Raw genomic sequence first — 15,112 nt, forward strand, 5'->3', positions numbered from 1 at the left:
AACCCCTCTACCTCTTCCTCGTCATGCCGCTGGTGCGCGGGCTGCCGCTGGACTTGTGGACGCGCGTGCACAACCCCTGCGCCCTCCAGGTGGCGCACCTCTTCGGCCAGGGCGCGCGCCAGCTGTCGGTGGTGCACGCCGCCGGTGTGGTGCACCGCGACGTCAAGGGCGCCAACCTGCTGGTGCGGGGCGAGGGGCAGGTGGTGCTGGTGGACTTCGGCGTGGCCACCTACCAGGACGCCCCCCGGTTGACGGGGGCCTTTCCTCCGGGCAGCTGGTCCTACCTCGGCCCCCGGGTGTGGCGTGCCTGGCGCGGACTGGAGGACTCGCGCGCCTGCCCGGGAGACGACGTGTGGGCACTCGGCGTGGAGCTCTACCTCACCCTCACCGGCCGGCTGCCCTTCCTGGGCGGCGAGGGCGAGCTGGTGCACGCCGTGTTGCACGAGGAGCCGCCAGTGCCCCACGAGTACAACCCCCGGGTGCCGCGGGCGCTGGGCGAGGTGTGCTGGCGCATGCTGCGCAAACAGCCCGAGGAGGGGTACGCGGATGCGCTCGCGGTGGACGCGGCCCTCGCACAGGCGCTGAAGCAGGCGGACGAGGCGTGGCGGGTGCCGCTGGGCGAGGCGTGGGGGCCGCAACACGCCACCACCGTGCTCGAGCACGGCATGGGGTGGGGGGCGGACCTGGTGGCGCTCTTCGAGCGGCGGGCCCGCTACGCCCATGCCCTGGTGCGCGGCAGGCCGCGTGCGCCCGACGAGGTGTCCACCCTGCTGCCCTCGCACGCGCCGCCTCCGGAGGCTTCCGCCGTGGGCGTGGCGTTCTCGGAGCCGTCCGTGCCGGGCTCCGCGCAGGGGGAGCCACCCGAGGTGGCGGTGCCCCAGGCGGCTTCGGAGGAGGGCGTGCCACTCGCCTCCCCACGGGGCCAGTGCGAGGTGGCACCGGAAGTGGCAGTGCTCCCGGTGGCCGTGGAGGAGCCCGTGCCGCCCGCCAGGCCCGAGGTGCCGCGAGCGGCGGACGAGGCTCCGGCGGTGACACCGCCGGCTCCGCGAGTCCAGGACACCGCTCGGCCCACCGCACGCACGCCCCGGGTGCCGCTGGCCGCCGGTGCGGTGCTCGTGCTGTGCCTGGGCCTGTGGCTCGCCCTGCGCTCCTCGCCCCCTGCTTCCGTGCGCACGCCGTCACCGGTGGGGACACCTCGCGCCAGCCTACCTTCGGAGTTCCTTCCTATCAGCCTGGAGCCGGGCGGCCAGGAAGTGGCGTCCCCGTGGAAGCGGCCAGAAGGTGACGGCGGTGCGGCGCCTCATGAGGCGGCAACCCCCGCGCCCGTCGCCCGTGCGACGCCCAAGGACGAGACGCGCGTGAAGACTCCAGCCAAAGCCTCCCCTCCCCCGAAGCGGACGGGCTCCTCGGCCACGAAGGTGGGCGCGGCCGTGCTCGGCTGCACCCTGGCCAGCGGCTGTCCCAGTCCCGCCACCACCGCCCACGTGCTGCCCACGCCCCCGCTGCCCCCTCCCGCCGAGTGCCCCCCCGGTGCCGCCCAGGCCATGAAGGAGTTGGCGCTCACTGACGAGTCCGAGACAGTCCTCTTTCAGCCGGGGCCGGGGGTGGAGAATATCGAGCGGCGGGGCTGGGCGAAGAGCATCGTGAAGCCGGGCCTGGTGACGGTGCGCCTCTCTGCCCAGGACCACTGGGGCAAGCTGCCGCGCGGCACCCTGTTCACCGGCCAGTTGCTCTTCGGCGAGCGGGTGCAGGCCCGCTTCACCCAGGCGTACACCCCTGGGGGCCAGTCCCATCCGGTGTGCCTGGAGGCATACTCCAACACTCGATGGGGCTGGGAGAAGGAGGAGGGCAGTGGCCAGGACACCGCCGTCATCCGCATCAGTGCGATTCTCCGCCCGGTGAAGCGCTTCGGCGAGGCATGGCGGTACGACAAGGAAGGGCACTGGCACTAACCGTAGGAGAAACAGGAGGGGCCGACTTCCAAGGCCCTGCTAGTGTGGACCACTCTGGAGGTCACCCCCATGTCCACCCTGCTCGCCGCCCCCCTGTTGCTCGCGCTGCTCGTGTCCACGCCCGCCTCGCCCCATGGAGAGGACTGGGACACGTCGGGCGCACGCCACCTGGAGCTGACGGCGGAGAACGCTGGGGAGCTGCACCCGGTGCGCATCCGCCCCCACCAGTCCACCACGCTCGAGTTCGACACGCCGCTGCAATCCGGTGGCGTGAGGGTGGAGGGGGGCAGGGGGTGAAGGTGGCGGTGAACGAGGCCGAGGGCCTGGTGACACTGTTGCCCACGCAGTCTCCGCCGCCGGACAGGCCCCTGCTGGTGACGGTGCGCTTCGCGGACGGGCAGGTGCCCGGAAGCGTCACCCTCCGGCTGGTGGAGGACGCGCTCCGGGCCGAGCACCAGGTGCGGGTGTACCGCCAGCCCCGCTCCGGGGAGTCATGGCACCTGGAGTCCCGGCAGCAGCGCGAGCGGGCCGAGCGGTGCGAGGCCGCGCTGGCGCAGGAGCGTGCCCGTCCGCAGGGGCCCTGTGCCGGAGGCCTCCTGGAGTCGCTGGGCGCCGGGCTGGTGGGTCGGGGCAGGGCATCGAGGCGCGCGACCTCGAGCGCGACCTCACCCAGCGTCCCGGCGCGCCCCTGGAGGTGGCGGACGCCTGGAGCTACCACGCCGAGAAACAGAAGCAGGTGGCGGTGGAGTTGATGGTGCGGAACACCAGCGCCCAGCCCTGGATGACGGAGGGGGCGGAGCTGGTGAGCCCAGACGGTGTCCGGCTGCGGGTGACGCGGGTGTCGCAGTCCGAGCCCCTGTTGCCGGGAGAGGTGGCGCGGCTCGTGGTGGAGGCGGAAGCCCCAGTGGAGCAACTCCAGGGCCCCTTCTTCTTGAAGCTGGTCGAGGTGGGCGGGGCGCGCACCGTTACCGTGCGCGGCGTGCGCTTCCCATGAACGCCTGGACATGCCGGCCCAGTGCGAGGTGCTCGGGATTGTGAGGCGGTGCGGGAGGGAGGGAGCGGCCGAGGGTGGCCCGGCCCGTCCGCTCCTGCGTGACGTGTGGTTGTCAGTCGGCGGGGGGTCCTCATCTTCCCTCGAAGGGAGGATGCCCTTCGATGAAGTACGCCCGCTCGGCCTTCTGGCAGCAGTTCGTCCTGTTCAATGCCCTCATGCTGGTGGTCGCTACCGGGTGTGAGGCGCGCACCCGGGAAGCCGGGCCCGCGCGGCCCGCCACGGAGCAACCCGAGGCCCGCGCTCCCGCGTCTCCTTCCGAGGACCAGGCTCCGGCCCCGGGAGGCGCCGGCCAGGCTCAGCAGGCGCAACAGCCCCCGCCGGCTCCCCATCAGCCCGCGGCGGTGGGCGGCTCGGGGCCGATGCAGTCCATCGCGGACCTGGTCGAGGCCGTGAATGACACCGTCGTCAACGTGCAGGTCCAGGCGCGCGCCCCCGCCATGGAGGGCATCCCGGGCGACCTGTTCGAGCGCTTCTTCGGCGTCCCCGGAGGCCAGGGCATGCCGCCCGGCGGCGTCCCCGAGGAGCGCGTCCAGCAGGGCGAGGGCTCGGGCTTCATCATCGACTCCAATGGCCTCATCCTCACCAACAACCACGTGGTGGAGAACGCCATCGACATCCGTATCCGTCTCAACGATGGCCGCGAGTTCGACGCCAAGGTGCTCGGGAGGGATCCGCTCACCGACCTGGCCCTCATCCAGCTCCAGGGCAACGTCCGCGATCTGCCGGTGGCCCGGCTCGGCAACTCGGATGACATCCGCGTGGGTGACGGGGTGGTGGCCATCGGCAACCCGTTCGGCCTCACCTCCAGCGTCAGCGCCGGCATCCTCTCGGCCCGCGCGCGCGACATCCAGGCCGGCCCCTATGACAACTTCCTGCAGACGGATGCCGCCATCAACCCGGGCAACTCGGGCGGGCCTCTCTTCAACATGAAGGGCGAGGTCGTCGGCATCAACACCGCCATCGTCGGCGGCGGCTCGGGCATCGGCTTCGCCGTCCCCGCCAACATGGCCAAGGCGCTCCTGCCCCAGTTGCAGAAGGGGAAGATCCGCCGCGGCTGGCTGGGCGTGTCGGTGCAGGACCTGACGCCGGAGCTCGCCCAGGCGCTCAACGTGCCGGCGCGCAAGGGCGCCATCGTCACCGGCGTGCAGGAGGACACTCCCTCCGCGAAGGCCGGCATCAAGGAGGATGACGTCATCACCGCCATCAACGGCACGCCCGTCGAGTCCTCGCGCGGCCTCACCCGGGACATCGGCTTCCGCGCTCCCGATGAGACCGTGAAGCTCACCGTCTTCCGCAACGGCAAGCAGCAGGAGCTGCGGGTGAAGCTCGGCGAGCGCCCGGATCTCGAGGGCAACGGCATCGGTTCCGACGAACAGGGCCGCGAGGAGGACACCGGCCGCAAGCTGGGCCTGCGGCTCCAGGAGGTGGATCCGCGCATGGCCCCGGGCGTCCGGCAGGGCGCGATGATCGTCGCCGTGGACCCGGGCTCTCCCGCGGACCGCGCCGGCCTCCAGCCCGGCATGGTCGTCGTCGAGGCCGCCAGCAAACCGGTTCGCAACCCGCGTGAGTTCGCGCAGATCGTCAGGGGGCAGAAGCCTGGCACCGTGCTGCTGCTGCGCATCCAGGTGGGCGAGAACCGCGTGCTGCGGGCCCTCCCGATTCCCGCCGAGTGATGACCCTCACCCCGACCCTCTCCCAGCGGGAGAGGGAGTTGCAACCCGGGGCACGTGGCACCCTCACCCCGACCCTCTCCCGGTGGGAGAGGGGAAATCCGCCAGGGTGAGGGTCTCGGGGGGCCGGGGGCTTTCGCTCGCCGGGAAGCCGTCTCCCGATAGGTAGCGCCACCCCGTCCCATCGTGACGGAACTCCGACCGCTCCACGAACGAGCGGTCCTTGCCCTTCTCGAAGATGCGCGCGTAGAAGAGCACCACCGCCTTCCCCGTCTCGTCCGGCGGCTGGCGGTCCAGCACGTGCAACCTCGGGTACTTGTGCCCGCTCGCCACCGCCCGCAGCTCGCGCAGCATCTCCTCCTTCGGCCTCGCCCGGTCCGGATGCTCCGGGTGCAGCGTGCGCCACAGGTACTCCACCTCCTTCAGCGCGAAGGCGCTGTAACGCGAGCGCATCAGCGCCTCGGCGTCCGCTGCCTCCGCTTCTCCTCGATGGTAGCGCGCACAACACTCGCGGTAGCGCAGGCCGGAGGTGCAGGGACAGGGGGGGGCAGGGGGCATGGACGTTCCCGGACGACAGCCAGCGACGAAGGCTCTTGCTGCCCCGCAGGGTAGCGCATACATCCACTTCCCCACACGTATGAGTCTCCTTCAAGCCATCGTCCTCGGGCTGGTCCAGGGGCTGACCGAGTTCCTCCCCATCAGCTCCACCGCGCACCTGCGCATCGTCCCGGAGCTCCTCGGCTGGCCCGACCCCGGCGCCGCCTACTCCGCCGTCATCCAGCTCGGCACCGTGGCCGCCGTCCTCATCTACTTCCGCCACGACATCGTCACCCTCCTGCGCGCCTTCTTCCAGGGCCTCGCGCGGCGCGAGCCCTTCGGCACCACCGACTCGCGCCTGGCCTGGTTCGTCCTCATCGGCACCCTGCCCATCGGCATCTGCGGCCTGGCCTTCAAGAAGACCATCGAGGGCTCCCTCCGCTCCCTCTACGTCATCTCCGGCAGCCTCATCGTCCTCGCCCTCATCCTCTTCGTCGTGGAGCGGATGGCCTCCCACAAGCGCACCCTGGACGACATGCGCTGGCGCGATGGCCTCATCGTCGGGCTGTGGCAGGCACTCGCCCTCATCCCCGGCTCCTCGCGCTCGGGCACCACCATCACCGGCGCCCTGTCCCTGGGCCTGCGGCGCGAGGACGCGGCGCGCTACTCCTTCCTGCTCTCCATCCCCGCCACCTCCCTGGCCGGCATCTTCGAGCTCAAGCACCTGCTGGAGGCCACCGAGCGTCCCTCCACCATGGCCCTGGTGACGGGCACGCTGGTGGCCTTCGCCTCGGGATGGGCCGCCATCGCCTGGTTGTTGAGCTACCTGCGCAAGCGCTCCACCCTCATCTTCATCGTCTACCGGGTGGTGCTGGGCGTGGTGCTGCTGGTGCTGCTCAACCAGGGCGTCCTCCGCCCCTTGTCCGGAGTGGAGAATGTGGATACCCCCAACACGCCTCTGAAGGTCCCCGTGGAGAGGCAGGGAACGGACTGAGCCGTGGACGCACTCTTCGACGCGCTGGAGAAGCACCTGACCACCCGGGCCCCCCGGGCCCTGCACCTGCCCGGGGTCGTGATGCGCGAGGCCGCGGTGCTGGTGCCCCTCCTCGTGCGCGAGGGTGTCCCCCACGTCCTCTTCACCAAGCGCCCCACCACGCTGCGCCACCACGCCGGCCAGTACTCCTTCCCCGGCGGCTCGAGGGATCCCGAGGACCCCACCCCCCTGCACACCGCCCTGCGCGAGACGCGCGAGGAGCTGGGCATCGACGTGTCCGGGGTGCGCGTGCTCGGCCCCCTGGACGAGGTGCCCACCCTCACCGAGTTCCGCATCCAGCCCTTCGTGGGCGTCATCCCCCACGGCCTGGAGTACCGGCCCAACCCGGACGAGGTGGAGTTCATCGTCGAGGTGCCCCTGGAGGTCCTCCTCGACCCGGCCATCCGCCGCACCGAGCGCCGCCATGTACGTGGCGTGGAGTACGACGTGGACTTCTATACCTATGGCACCCACGTCATCTGGGGTGCCACTGGCCGCATCCTGAGGGATCTGCTGCGGCTGGCCTCCCAGCTGTCCGGTCTCCCTCCTCCGAAAACACGTTGATCTCGCGCCGCGCGGGACGGTCTCTGTTATTCTTTCGCGAGTCTCCTTGTTTGAGGGCCGGGCCAGGAATCATCGGGACCCGGAGGAGTTCCTGTCATCAGGATTTCCCTGTCTTCGTGGTTGCTGTCCCATGCCTGCCCTTCTCACGCCCCACGTCGTCTCCCTGAAGCGCTCCGGCTGGCCGCTCGTGCGGCATGCCGGCACTCGAGCGTCCGCCGTCCTGTCCACCCAGTGTCCCGCCACGAGCACTTCCCGCATCTGGTGTAGGGTGCAGGCACGTGCCGGTGTGGCTCGGAGCCCCCATGGCCAGGATTCTCATCGTCGATGATGAAGTACATGTCGTTGGAGCCCTCCGCCGCCTGCTGAGGCGCGAGGGCTTCTCCATCGAGGTGGCGCTCAATGGCCAGGAGGCCATCGAGAAGCTGGCCACCTTCGAGGCGGACGTTGTCATCTCCGACTTCCGCATGCGGGGGATGAACGGGCTGGAGCTGCTCGGGCAGGTGCTGCGCATCGCGCCCCGGGCCGCGCGCATCCTCATCTCCGGGCACGCGGACCTGTCGGGCGGGTCCGAGTCCGGGGTCATCTCCCACTTCATCAGCAAGCCCTGGGACGACGATCGTCTGGTGGCCGACGTGCGCGCCCTGCTGGGCGGACAGGGACAGGGCCCGGGACCGGCCACCTCGTCGGGACCCTGAGCCGTTTCGCGGCACCCATGGACGCCCCCGCGAAGCAGGCCTCGGTGGACGCGGATACGGAGCCGTTCGACCGGGGCAGCCAGCTGGTCGCGGGTCTGGGGCCGGTCGTGTTCAACGTGGCGCTGTTCATCGGGTTCTGGGGCCAGTGGTCCGTGCTCCTCGCGCTGGCGGGCGTGTGGGCGGTGCTCGGCTTCGTCAACATGTGGCTCGTCGAGTGGGTGTCCCGGCGTGGCGGCCGGGCCATGGCGGAGACGGTGCGGATGCTCGCCAATCTGGCGGGGAGCGTGGTGGGGGGCACCGCGACGCACTGGCATCCGCTGGCGTGGGTGTTCGTGCCCTACAGCCTGCTGCTGTTCTCCGGGATGGACCGGTGGGTCCGCCTCCGCACGGTCATCTACCTGGCCGGGGTGGCCGTGATGGCGCTGGGGTCGGGCGCCGAGCCGGGCATGTCCGCGGCGTTCCTCCTGCTGGCCGCCTGCGGCTTCCTGGTGTCGGAGAAGCGGATCGCCGCGCTGCGCGGGGTGCTGGAGCAGGTGCTGCGGCAGCGCGAGGAGCTGGAGAAGACCCACCAGGCGTTGGCGCGGACCCACGGCGAGCTGGCGGCCGCGCACCAGGAGTTGCAGCAACTGCATCAGCGGGCGCTGGATCAGGAGCGGCTGTCCAGCCTGGGCATGCTGGCGGCGGGCGTGGCACATGAAATCAACAACCCGATGAGCTTCGTGACGAGCAACGTCCACTCGATGCTCCGGGACCTGCGCGACGCGCCGGACCTGCCCGAGGTGATGAAGGAGTACGTGGACGACGTGCTCCCGGCCACGCTGGACGGCATCAAGCGGGTGAACACCATCGTCGGGGACCTGCGCCGCTTCGCTCGCGGAGACCCGGAGGCCCACACCTCGTACGAGCTCGACACGGAGGTGGAGACGGCGCTGCGGATCGCCCACGGCCAGCTGAGCCATGTGCGGGTGGAGAAGGAGCTGGGAGACGTGGGCCGCTCGGTGGGCCGGCCGAGGCAGATCGTCCAGGTGCTGGTGAACCTGCTGGTGAACGCCGGGCAGGCCACGGCGTCCGGTGGAGAGGTGCGCATCCGCACGCGCCGAGATGGGGACTCCCTCCACGTGGAGGTGAGCGACACCGGCACGGGCATGTCCGAGGAGACGAAGCGCCACCTCTTCGAGCCCTTCTTCACCACCAAGCCCGCGGGCGAGGGGACGGGGCTGGGGCTGTCGGTGGTGCACGGCATCGTGAAGTCGCACGGGGGCCGCATCGAGGTGGAGAGCGAGGAGGGGAAGGGCACCTGCTTCAAGCTCCTCCTGCCGCGGGTGCCTCCGCTCCTCCAGTACGAGCCCTCCACGGACGGGGGCATGCGGCGCCGAGAGGGCTGAGGGGTGACGCCATGCGTCACGGTCGCTCGGGTTGGCGGGCGGTCGGGAGGGGACATTATGCTCGGCTGTTCGCCTCCCCTGCGCGGCACCGCTGTCAAGGATTCGTGACCTGGATGGAACCCCGGGTCCAGGCCGTTGGGTAGGTGAACTGTCGAGAGGACTCACGGCATGCTCCAGGCATCCCCCAACGTCGTCGCCCACTCCGATACCGGCACTCCCTTCGAGGACGGTGCCGGGTCCGGCGTACGTGAGGCCGCGGAGGTCGTGGCTCAGGGGGACGCCTGCTACACCGGACTGCTCCGGGTGATGCGCTCGCCGCGGTGGAAGCGCCTGATGCGCGCGCAACCGGACTGGCTGCGCGGGGCGCTGCGGCTGGAGACCCCCGTGCGCGAGCTGCTGGCCCGGGACGGCGGTGGCTGCCCGAGGCTGTTGCGTCAGCGCGAGCGGCTGGAGGTGCTCGCGCGCAAGCGGCTCTCCCACTTCACCCGGCGGGGTGGGGCGTCGCTGGGCGAGGTGCTCGGCCGTCTGGAGACGTTGCTGAGCGAGCCCCGGCCTCAGCCGCCCGGGGGTGACGAGCCGGTGCTGCTCGAGGGCCGGCAGGGGTTGCGGAATCTGCTCTCCTGGCCCGGCACGTGGGTGTTCGCGCTGCTGGCCATCACCAACCGCTATGGGCTGGAGCGGTTCGGCAGGCCCGCGCCCATGCTCTTCGCGGGCGGGGCGCTCGTCCTCTATTACTACCTGCGGTGCACGGGGCACTTCTGGCTCACCGCGAAGCGGTTGATGTGGCAGCCGCGTTTCGGCGAGCCGGTGCAGGTGTCGCTGGCGTCCATTGGCTCCAAGGGCATCTCCGCGCTGCCCGCCTGGGGCCAGGTGCGCGTCGAGGGCGACCGCGCCTTCACCGTGCGCCACGCGGGCCAGGCGAGCCTGCTCGCCTCGCTGTTGGACCTGCACCGCCAGTCGCCCTTCGCGGGCGAGGTGGACGGCACGCCGCGGGTGCACGAGGTGTCGGTGCTCCCGGCCTGGCGTGCCCCGGAGCGCGCGCGAGCCGGTGAGAAGTCGGAGCCCGGGGTGGCGGTGCTCCGGCCCGGGTATGCCGCGTTCCTCCCGGCCGAGCGCTATGCCGATGTCTTCCGTGTCCTCACGGGCCCGGGGACGCGGAAGCCCGAGGCGGACGTGACGGTGGAACTGCTGGTGGAGCACATGCGGCTGCTGTCGGAGCCGGAGTTCGACGTGCGCATGCGGCAGGTGGTGCTCGCCAGCGGGGGAGAGCTGTGGCACGCGGACGAGGTGCGCTCGGGGCCGGCCGTCGACAACGGGCGCGTGCGGCTGGGGGCGCGGGGCATGGGCATGGAACTGCTGGCGGATGCGGCCCAGGCCGAGGCCACGGACCGCATCGTGCGCCGCTGGGCGGCGTGAATCGAGCTGTATCTTTCTGGTTTCATCGCGCCCGGGAATTAACGCCTACCATGTCCAATTGCTTGGGCTCGCTCGGCCACAGCCCCCGGAAGTACTCCTACCACTCGGCATGTGGAGGACAGGGATACTCACTTCAGAGCGCTCAAGCATAAAAAGCATGCCCATGTTTCTGCAGTGTGAAGAAATGGTCGCCGGGCTTCCTAATGTGCTGAAGGCCGGGAAGGCTGGTATCACCTTTCGTCACTACTCCTACCGGCTCTTGCTTGCTGGTGCGGGTGGATGAAAAGAGAAGAGCCAGTGGTGCTGAGGCCACCGGCTCTTTTTTTACACATCGTCAGATGAAACTGGTCGACGTGGGTCTCGATTCATATAACCCAGATCTCGTGGAACAGTGCTGGTCGGCTGCTGCGACGTGCCTATGACTGCACGCTTCGCCCACGGAGTGGCTGTCCGTCAGGCTGGCGTCGCAGGATGAGATGAGGAACAGATGATGCGTTGCATTCAATACAACAAGGATTGAATGGCAGTGGTTGCGTAAGTTGGTAACCCTCCGATGCCCAACTGTCCGTCAGAATTGAAGCCCCAGGCCCATGCAGTGCCGTCGGAGCGCAGTGCCAGTGAGTGAAAAGATCCCGCAGCCACGGTTGCTATCTCGTTCAATCCTTGTGCCTGTACCGGCACGAAGCGACTAGTCGTGGTGCTATCTCCCAACTGGCCGTATTGGTTGTTACCCCAAGCCCACAGGGTGCCATCAGAACGCACTGCCAGCGAGTGGTGATAGCCAGCGGTCACGGCCAGCACCCCGTTCAGTCCTTGCACCTGCACCGGCGTCAAGCGCCAAGTTCCAGTGCCATCCCCCAGTTGGCCGAAGTAATTGCCGCCCCAGGTCCAGAGGGGACCATCGGAGTGCACCACTAACGAGTGGAAGGTGCCCGCGTCCACCGTTACGGCTCCGCTCAACCCTGGTACCTGTACCGGCAAAGAGCGGTCTGTCGTGGTGCCATCTCCCAACCGACTGTCTGTATTGCGACCCCATGCCCACACAGTGCCGTCGTAGCGCACAGCCAGTGAGTGAACATATCCAGCAGTTACGGATACAACTCCGCTCAATCCCTGCACCTGAACGGGGGTGGTGCGGCTGTTTGTGGTGCCATCTCCCAGTTCACTGTATTGGTTGTCTCCCCATGCCCACACGGTGCCGTCGTAGCGCACCGCCAGCGAGTGGTAAGAGCCAGCAGACACGGCCAAAACCCCGCTCAGTCCTTGCACCTGAACGGGTGTGGTGCGATTGGTCCGGGTTGCATCCCCCAACTGGCCGTATTGGTTGTTACCCCAAGCCCAAACGGTGCCGTCATAGCGCACGGCCAATGAATGGTTGGAACCTGCAGCCACGGTCATCACCCCAGTCAGTCCTGGTACCTGCACGGGCGCAGTGCGACTGCTTGATGTGCCATCTCCCAGTTGGCCGTATTGGTTGTAGCCCCAAGCCCAAACGGTACCGTCATCGCGCGCTACCAACGAGTGGTAATCGCCTGCAACCACTGTTACCACTCCACTCAGTCCTGGTACTTGCATTGGCGCGGACCGGTTGTTCGTGGTTCCATCTCCGCGCTGTCCGTCGGCATTGGATCCCCAAGTCCACAGAGTGCCATCAGAGCGCACTGCCAATGAATGGAAAGGGCCAGCGGCTACGGTCATGATCCCACTCAGCCCCTGCACTTGCACCGGAGCAACGCGAGTAAGCTTGGAGCCATCGCCCAATTGGCCTTCGGAGTTGGTACCCCAAGCCCATGTGGTGCCGTTGGAGCGAACCGCCAAAGAGTGGTAGTCACCTGCAGCCACAGCTACCACCCCGCTCATTCCGGGTACCTGCACTGGGACGGTGCGTGTAATCCTGGAGCCATCGCCTAACTGGCTGAAGGAGTTGCTGCCCCAGGCCCACGGGGTGCCGTCAGAACGCAACGCCAGCGAGTGATCACCCCCTGCGGTCACGGCCACCACCCCGCTCAGCCCAGGCACTTGTCCTGGCCGGAGGCGATTAGTTGTAGACCCATCTCCCAGCTGTCCAGAGTAGTTGCTACCCCAAGTCCAAACAGTGCCATCGGATCGCATTGCAACTGAGTGTTGATCGCCGGCGGCCACTGCGAGGACTCCACTCAGGCCTTGCACCTGCACTGGTGCAAAGCGGTGGGTCGTGGTTCCATCCCCGAGTTGGCCTGATTGATTGTGGCCCCAGGTCCAAACAGTACCATCGGGGCGGACCGCTAGAGATTGATGATAGTCAGCGGCCACGGACAATACACCGTTCAGGCCTTGCACTTGTACGGGCACAGAGCGGGTTGTTGTGGTGCCGTCCCCCAGTTGGCCGTACGAGTTGTCGCCCCAGGCCCACACGGTGCCGTCTGAGCGCACTGCCAGTGAATGGGAATTGCCAGCAGCTACAGACACGATCCCATTCAGGCCTTGCACTTTCACAGGCATGGATCGGCTGGTTGTGGAGCCATCCCCCAGTTGACCGGAGTAGTTGGCGCCTGCTGCCCAGACGGTACCATCTGAGCGCACCGCCAGAGAATGGCTTCCTTCAGCAGCGATACGAACTCGAGCTTGCGTGCCTCGCAGAGAAAAACTGTGGGCAACCACTTCTCCCGGACTATTGGTCGGCTGACTACAGCTGACCACCAGCAAAAGTCCGAGCCAGATTGACTTGTTTATCCACCACGACGTGCAGTTCCTCACTCAGTTACTCCTGGCCATCCACGGCCATCTGTAGTTGGAAATGTCATATTTCCATAGATATGTAGATATTTGCTCGCCTGGGGGAGTGTGGGAGTGGTTATCTGCTTGGATGGCTTGCGTATGGGCATCTGCACGCCTGTTGACCATCACCAACCGCGATGGCTGAAGCGGTTCGGCACGCCTTCGCCCATGCTTTTCGCAAGCGGAACTGCTACTACCTGTGGTGCATGGGGCGGTTCTGGTTCACCCCGAAGCGGCTCATGTGGCAGCCGCGCTTCGGCGAGCCGGTGTAGGTGTCGCTGGCGTCTGTGGGTGCCTAAGGCATCTCCATGCTCTGCCGGTCTGGGACGAGGTGCGCATCGAAGGAGACTGCTCCTTCTCCGAGTACCTCGCGGCATGCTCGCCTCGCTCTTGGGCCTGACCGCCAACCCTTCGCGGGCGAGGTGGACGACTCGCAGGGTGTGCGAGGTTGCTCCGGCTTGGGTATACCGCCTTCCTTGGCCTCACCTGCTCGGGGACCGGGAAGCCTGCTGCGGACGTGACGGTGGAACTGCTCGTGGAGCACAAGCGGCGGTTATCGGAGCCGTAGTTCGGCGTGCGCATGCGGCAGGTGTTGTTCGTCAGCGGGGAAGAACTGTGGCATGCGGATGAGGTGCGCTCGGGCCGACGGCCGGCAACGGACGCGTGCGGTTGGGGGCGCGGGGAGGCGGCATGGTGCTTCTGGTGGATGCGGCTCAGGCCGAGGCCACGGACCGCATCGTGCGCCGCTGGGCGGCGTAGTGCCTCCAGCTCTTCATTTAAGGAGTCGTCTGGGTGGATGTGCGTGCGGCCTTCCGAGCCTCAATGGCATCGAGCAGCATCAATTGGTGCGAATGCTCCTGGGTCGTATCGTATCGATGTCGCAGAGCCTCTTCCTGCTGAGGCGTGAGGTTCATCTTGACCAGGGTCTCCTTGGCAGCGGCCCAGATCAACGAAGAGGAGTTGCCCAGTTCGTTGGTGAGGAGTTCAAAGATCTCATCGCTGGGAGGATCCGAAACCACGAGCGCACGAAGCATGTCTGCCCGCAGGAATGTGGCGGAAGCTTTTTCGAGGGATTTGAGTACCTCGGGCACGAATGGCTTGGCCCACAAGCTTCCCTGTGCGAGCAGTTGGTACACGGCCCGTGCATGGGTCGTTGCCTCCAGGTCCTTCATCGTGGCGCGTAGATACGGATGGAACGCTTCTTGGCGCAGGATGTTGGGTGCAATGGTGTCGATGGCTATTTCAAGGCGCCGCTGTTCTGCCTCGATCATCTCGCTGCTCTCCGAGCCAGAGACAGGTCTCTCAAGGAGCGCGTTCGTTTTGGCGATTTCATCAAGGATGAACGCATATGCGCCGGGGGCACCTTCTCCGAACTCCCACAGGAAGGATGCCGCATCGAACTGTAGGACCGGAAAGTGAGCCAAGACAGCGGGCACTGCGTCCACTCCGATGGAGCGCAGTGATTTGAGGTCTTCCAGATGCGCATCGCCTTTCTTTGTCCGGATGCGCTCGACGATGTCTGGCAATGCTGGGTTGAGCCGCTTGGCGAAGGCTGCGCGCACATCCTCCCGCTCATGAGCGAGAAGCTCCTTGGATGCGACGAGTGCCGCATAGCTGATACGTGGATCGGGATCTCGGATGAGGCTCTGGAGCAGCGGGGCAATGAGTTCTGGTTGTGCTGCACCGAGCCCAGCGGCCATCAGCCCGGAAATCCGCTGCTGATAGTTCCACTTTGAAATGGAAAGTGAGAGGTAACCGAACTTGTCATCTTTCTCGGGGGTGAACAGGCGGCGCAGGTGAACGCTCTGTTCGGCGGCCATCAGGCTGTTCTGTCGGTCCAGCTTTTCATTCTGTGCGGACAGCAGGGTTGTTTGCACCACAAGCATCGCCGGTTGGGCCAGGACGAGGAGGAGCGCGACCACGCCCATGTGCGTCGTACGCGCGAGGAGCGCGGCGATAAAATCGCGGACCTTGGGTTCGAGAGAATCGGCCTTTACTCCGCGGAGGGTCGCGGACGTGGCATCCCAAAGGTCCTGCGCCTTTTCATGG

Annotated in this window: 14 protein-coding genes; 11 read left to right on the forward strand and 3 right to left on the reverse strand. The window is 67.6% G+C overall.

From position 1 onward, the window contains the following. The 5 genes from Q664_RS48605 to Q664_RS48625 form a co-directional block, all read left to right on the forward strand. The coding region (locus Q664_RS48605) for a serine/threonine protein kinase (protein WP_043413452.1) at window positions 1-1,952 on the forward strand (1,952 nt) is incomplete at its 5' end. A gap of 69 nt (window positions 1,953-2,021) precedes the next feature. Then, window positions 2,022-2,249 carry a DUF2381 family protein gene (locus tag Q664_RS58645; RefSeq protein WP_043413453.1) on the forward strand — a complete coding sequence of 76 codons (228 nt, stop codon included), beginning with the start codon at window positions 2,022-2,024 and terminating at the stop codon, window positions 2,247-2,249. After that, entirely contained in the window at window positions 2,246-2,704 is a 459-nt protein-coding gene (locus Q664_RS62510) for a DUF2381 family protein (protein ID WP_043413455.1), read from the forward strand. The genes Q664_RS58645 and Q664_RS62510 overlap by 4 nt, the downstream gene beginning before the upstream one ends. Next, complete coding sequence (locus tag Q664_RS62515) at window positions 2,704-2,946, forward strand: DUF2381 family protein (RefSeq protein ID WP_425117490.1); 243 nt, start codon at window positions 2,704-2,706, stop codon at window positions 2,944-2,946. The genes Q664_RS62510 and Q664_RS62515 overlap by 1 nt, the downstream gene beginning before the upstream one ends. A 161-nt stretch (window positions 2,947-3,107) precedes the next feature. After that, entirely contained in the window at window positions 3,108-4,679 is a 1,572-nt protein-coding gene (locus Q664_RS48625) for a Do family serine endopeptidase (RefSeq protein ID WP_043413462.1), read from the forward strand. Between the two features lie 63 nt (window positions 4,680-4,742). On the opposite strand, the gene Q664_RS48630 is transcribed toward Q664_RS48625, so the two are convergent. Continuing rightward, entirely contained in the window at window positions 4,743-5,234 is a 492-nt protein-coding gene (locus Q664_RS48630; RefSeq protein ID WP_043413464.1) for a YchJ family protein, read from the reverse strand. Window positions 5,235-5,313: 79 nt separating this feature from the next. Here Q664_RS48630 and Q664_RS48635 point away from each other — a divergent pair, with 79 nt between their 5' ends. The 5 genes from Q664_RS48635 (at window position 5,314) to Q664_RS58655 (ending at window position 10,306) form a co-directional block, all read left to right on the forward strand. Next, window positions 5,314-6,207: an undecaprenyl-diphosphate phosphatase gene (locus tag Q664_RS48635; protein ID WP_043413468.1), complete on the forward strand. Its 894-nt coding sequence runs from the start codon at window positions 5,314-5,316 to the stop codon at window positions 6,205-6,207. A gap of 3 nt (window positions 6,208-6,210) precedes the next feature. Next, the gene (locus Q664_RS48640; protein ID WP_043413470.1) at window positions 6,211-6,810 is read left to right on the forward strand and encodes a CoA pyrophosphatase; all 600 of its coding nucleotides are present in this window, start codon (window positions 6,211-6,213) and stop codon (window positions 6,808-6,810) included. 302 nt (window positions 6,811-7,112) lie between these two features. Next, the gene (locus Q664_RS48645) at window positions 7,113-7,505 is read left to right on the forward strand and encodes a response regulator (RefSeq protein ID WP_043413474.1); all 393 of its coding nucleotides are present in this window, start codon (window positions 7,113-7,115) and stop codon (window positions 7,503-7,505) included. 17 nt (window positions 7,506-7,522) lie between these two features. Further along, window positions 7,523-8,890 (forward strand): sensor histidine kinase, encoded by a 1,368-nt coding sequence (locus Q664_RS48650; protein WP_052519651.1) that lies wholly within the window; start codon window positions 7,523-7,525, stop codon window positions 8,888-8,890. A gap of 168 nt (window positions 8,891-9,058) precedes the next feature. Then, window positions 9,059-10,306 (forward strand): hypothetical protein, encoded by a 1,248-nt coding sequence (locus tag Q664_RS58655; protein ID WP_043413476.1) that lies wholly within the window; start codon window positions 9,059-9,061, stop codon window positions 10,304-10,306. A gap of 501 nt (window positions 10,307-10,807) precedes the next feature. Here the strand turns inward: Q664_RS58655 and Q664_RS55880 are convergent. Continuing rightward, on the reverse strand, window positions 10,808-12,991 hold the full coding sequence (locus Q664_RS55880; RefSeq protein WP_481955005.1) for an RCC1 domain-containing protein: 2,184 nt from the start codon (window positions 12,989-12,991) through the stop codon (window positions 10,808-10,810). A gap of 209 nt (window positions 12,992-13,200) precedes the next feature. On the opposite strand from Q664_RS55880, the gene Q664_RS62520 reads away from it, so the two are divergent. Further along, window positions 13,201-13,335 carry a hypothetical protein gene (locus Q664_RS62520; RefSeq protein ID WP_268811465.1) on the forward strand — a complete coding sequence of 45 codons (135 nt, stop codon included), beginning with the start codon at window positions 13,201-13,203 and terminating at the stop codon, window positions 13,333-13,335. A gap of 504 nt (window positions 13,336-13,839) precedes the next feature. Here the strand turns inward: Q664_RS62520 and Q664_RS59785 are convergent. Further along, window positions 13,840-15,112, reverse strand: a 1,273-nt coding sequence (locus Q664_RS59785; RefSeq protein WP_043413478.1) for a hypothetical protein, incomplete at its 5' end; no start/stop codon positions are given.

Origin of the sequence: Archangium violaceum Cb vi76, assembly GCF_000733295.1 — a bacterium.
Classification (GTDB): Bacteria; Myxococcota; Myxococcia; order Myxococcales; family Myxococcaceae; genus Archangium; species Archangium violaceum.

Excerpts from the sequence above, each read along its gene's own strand:
- Q664_RS48625 (WP_043413462.1), top strand. The coding sequence starts at position 3,108 with ATGAAGTACGCCCGCTCGGCCTTCTGGCAGCAGTTCGTCCTGTTCAAT.
- Q664_RS58645 (WP_043413453.1), top strand. The coding sequence starts at position 2,022 with ATGTCCACCCTGCTCGCCGCCCCCCTGTTGCTCGCGCTGCTCGTGTCC.
- Q664_RS48635 (WP_043413468.1), top strand. The coding sequence starts at position 5,314 with ATGAGTCTCCTTCAAGCCATCGTCCTCGGGCTGGTCCAGGGGCTGACC.
- Q664_RS62520 (WP_268811465.1), top strand. The coding sequence starts at position 13,201 with ATGGCTGAAGCGGTTCGGCACGCCTTCGCCCATGCTTTTCGCAAGCGG.
- Q664_RS48650 (WP_052519651.1), top strand. The coding sequence starts at position 7,523 with ATGGACGCCCCCGCGAAGCAGGCCTCGGTGGACGCGGATACGGAGCCG.
- Q664_RS48630 (WP_043413464.1), bottom strand. The coding sequence starts at position 5,234 with ATGCCCCCTGCCCCCCCCTGTCCCTGCACCTCCGGCCTGCGCTACCGC.
- Q664_RS58655 (WP_043413476.1), top strand. The coding sequence starts at position 9,059 with ATGCTCCAGGCATCCCCCAACGTCGTCGCCCACTCCGATACCGGCACT.
- Q664_RS62515 (WP_425117490.1), top strand. The coding sequence starts at position 2,704 with ATGGTGCGGAACACCAGCGCCCAGCCCTGGATGACGGAGGGGGCGGAG.
- Q664_RS48645 (WP_043413474.1), top strand. The coding sequence starts at position 7,113 with ATGGCCAGGATTCTCATCGTCGATGATGAAGTACATGTCGTTGGAGCC.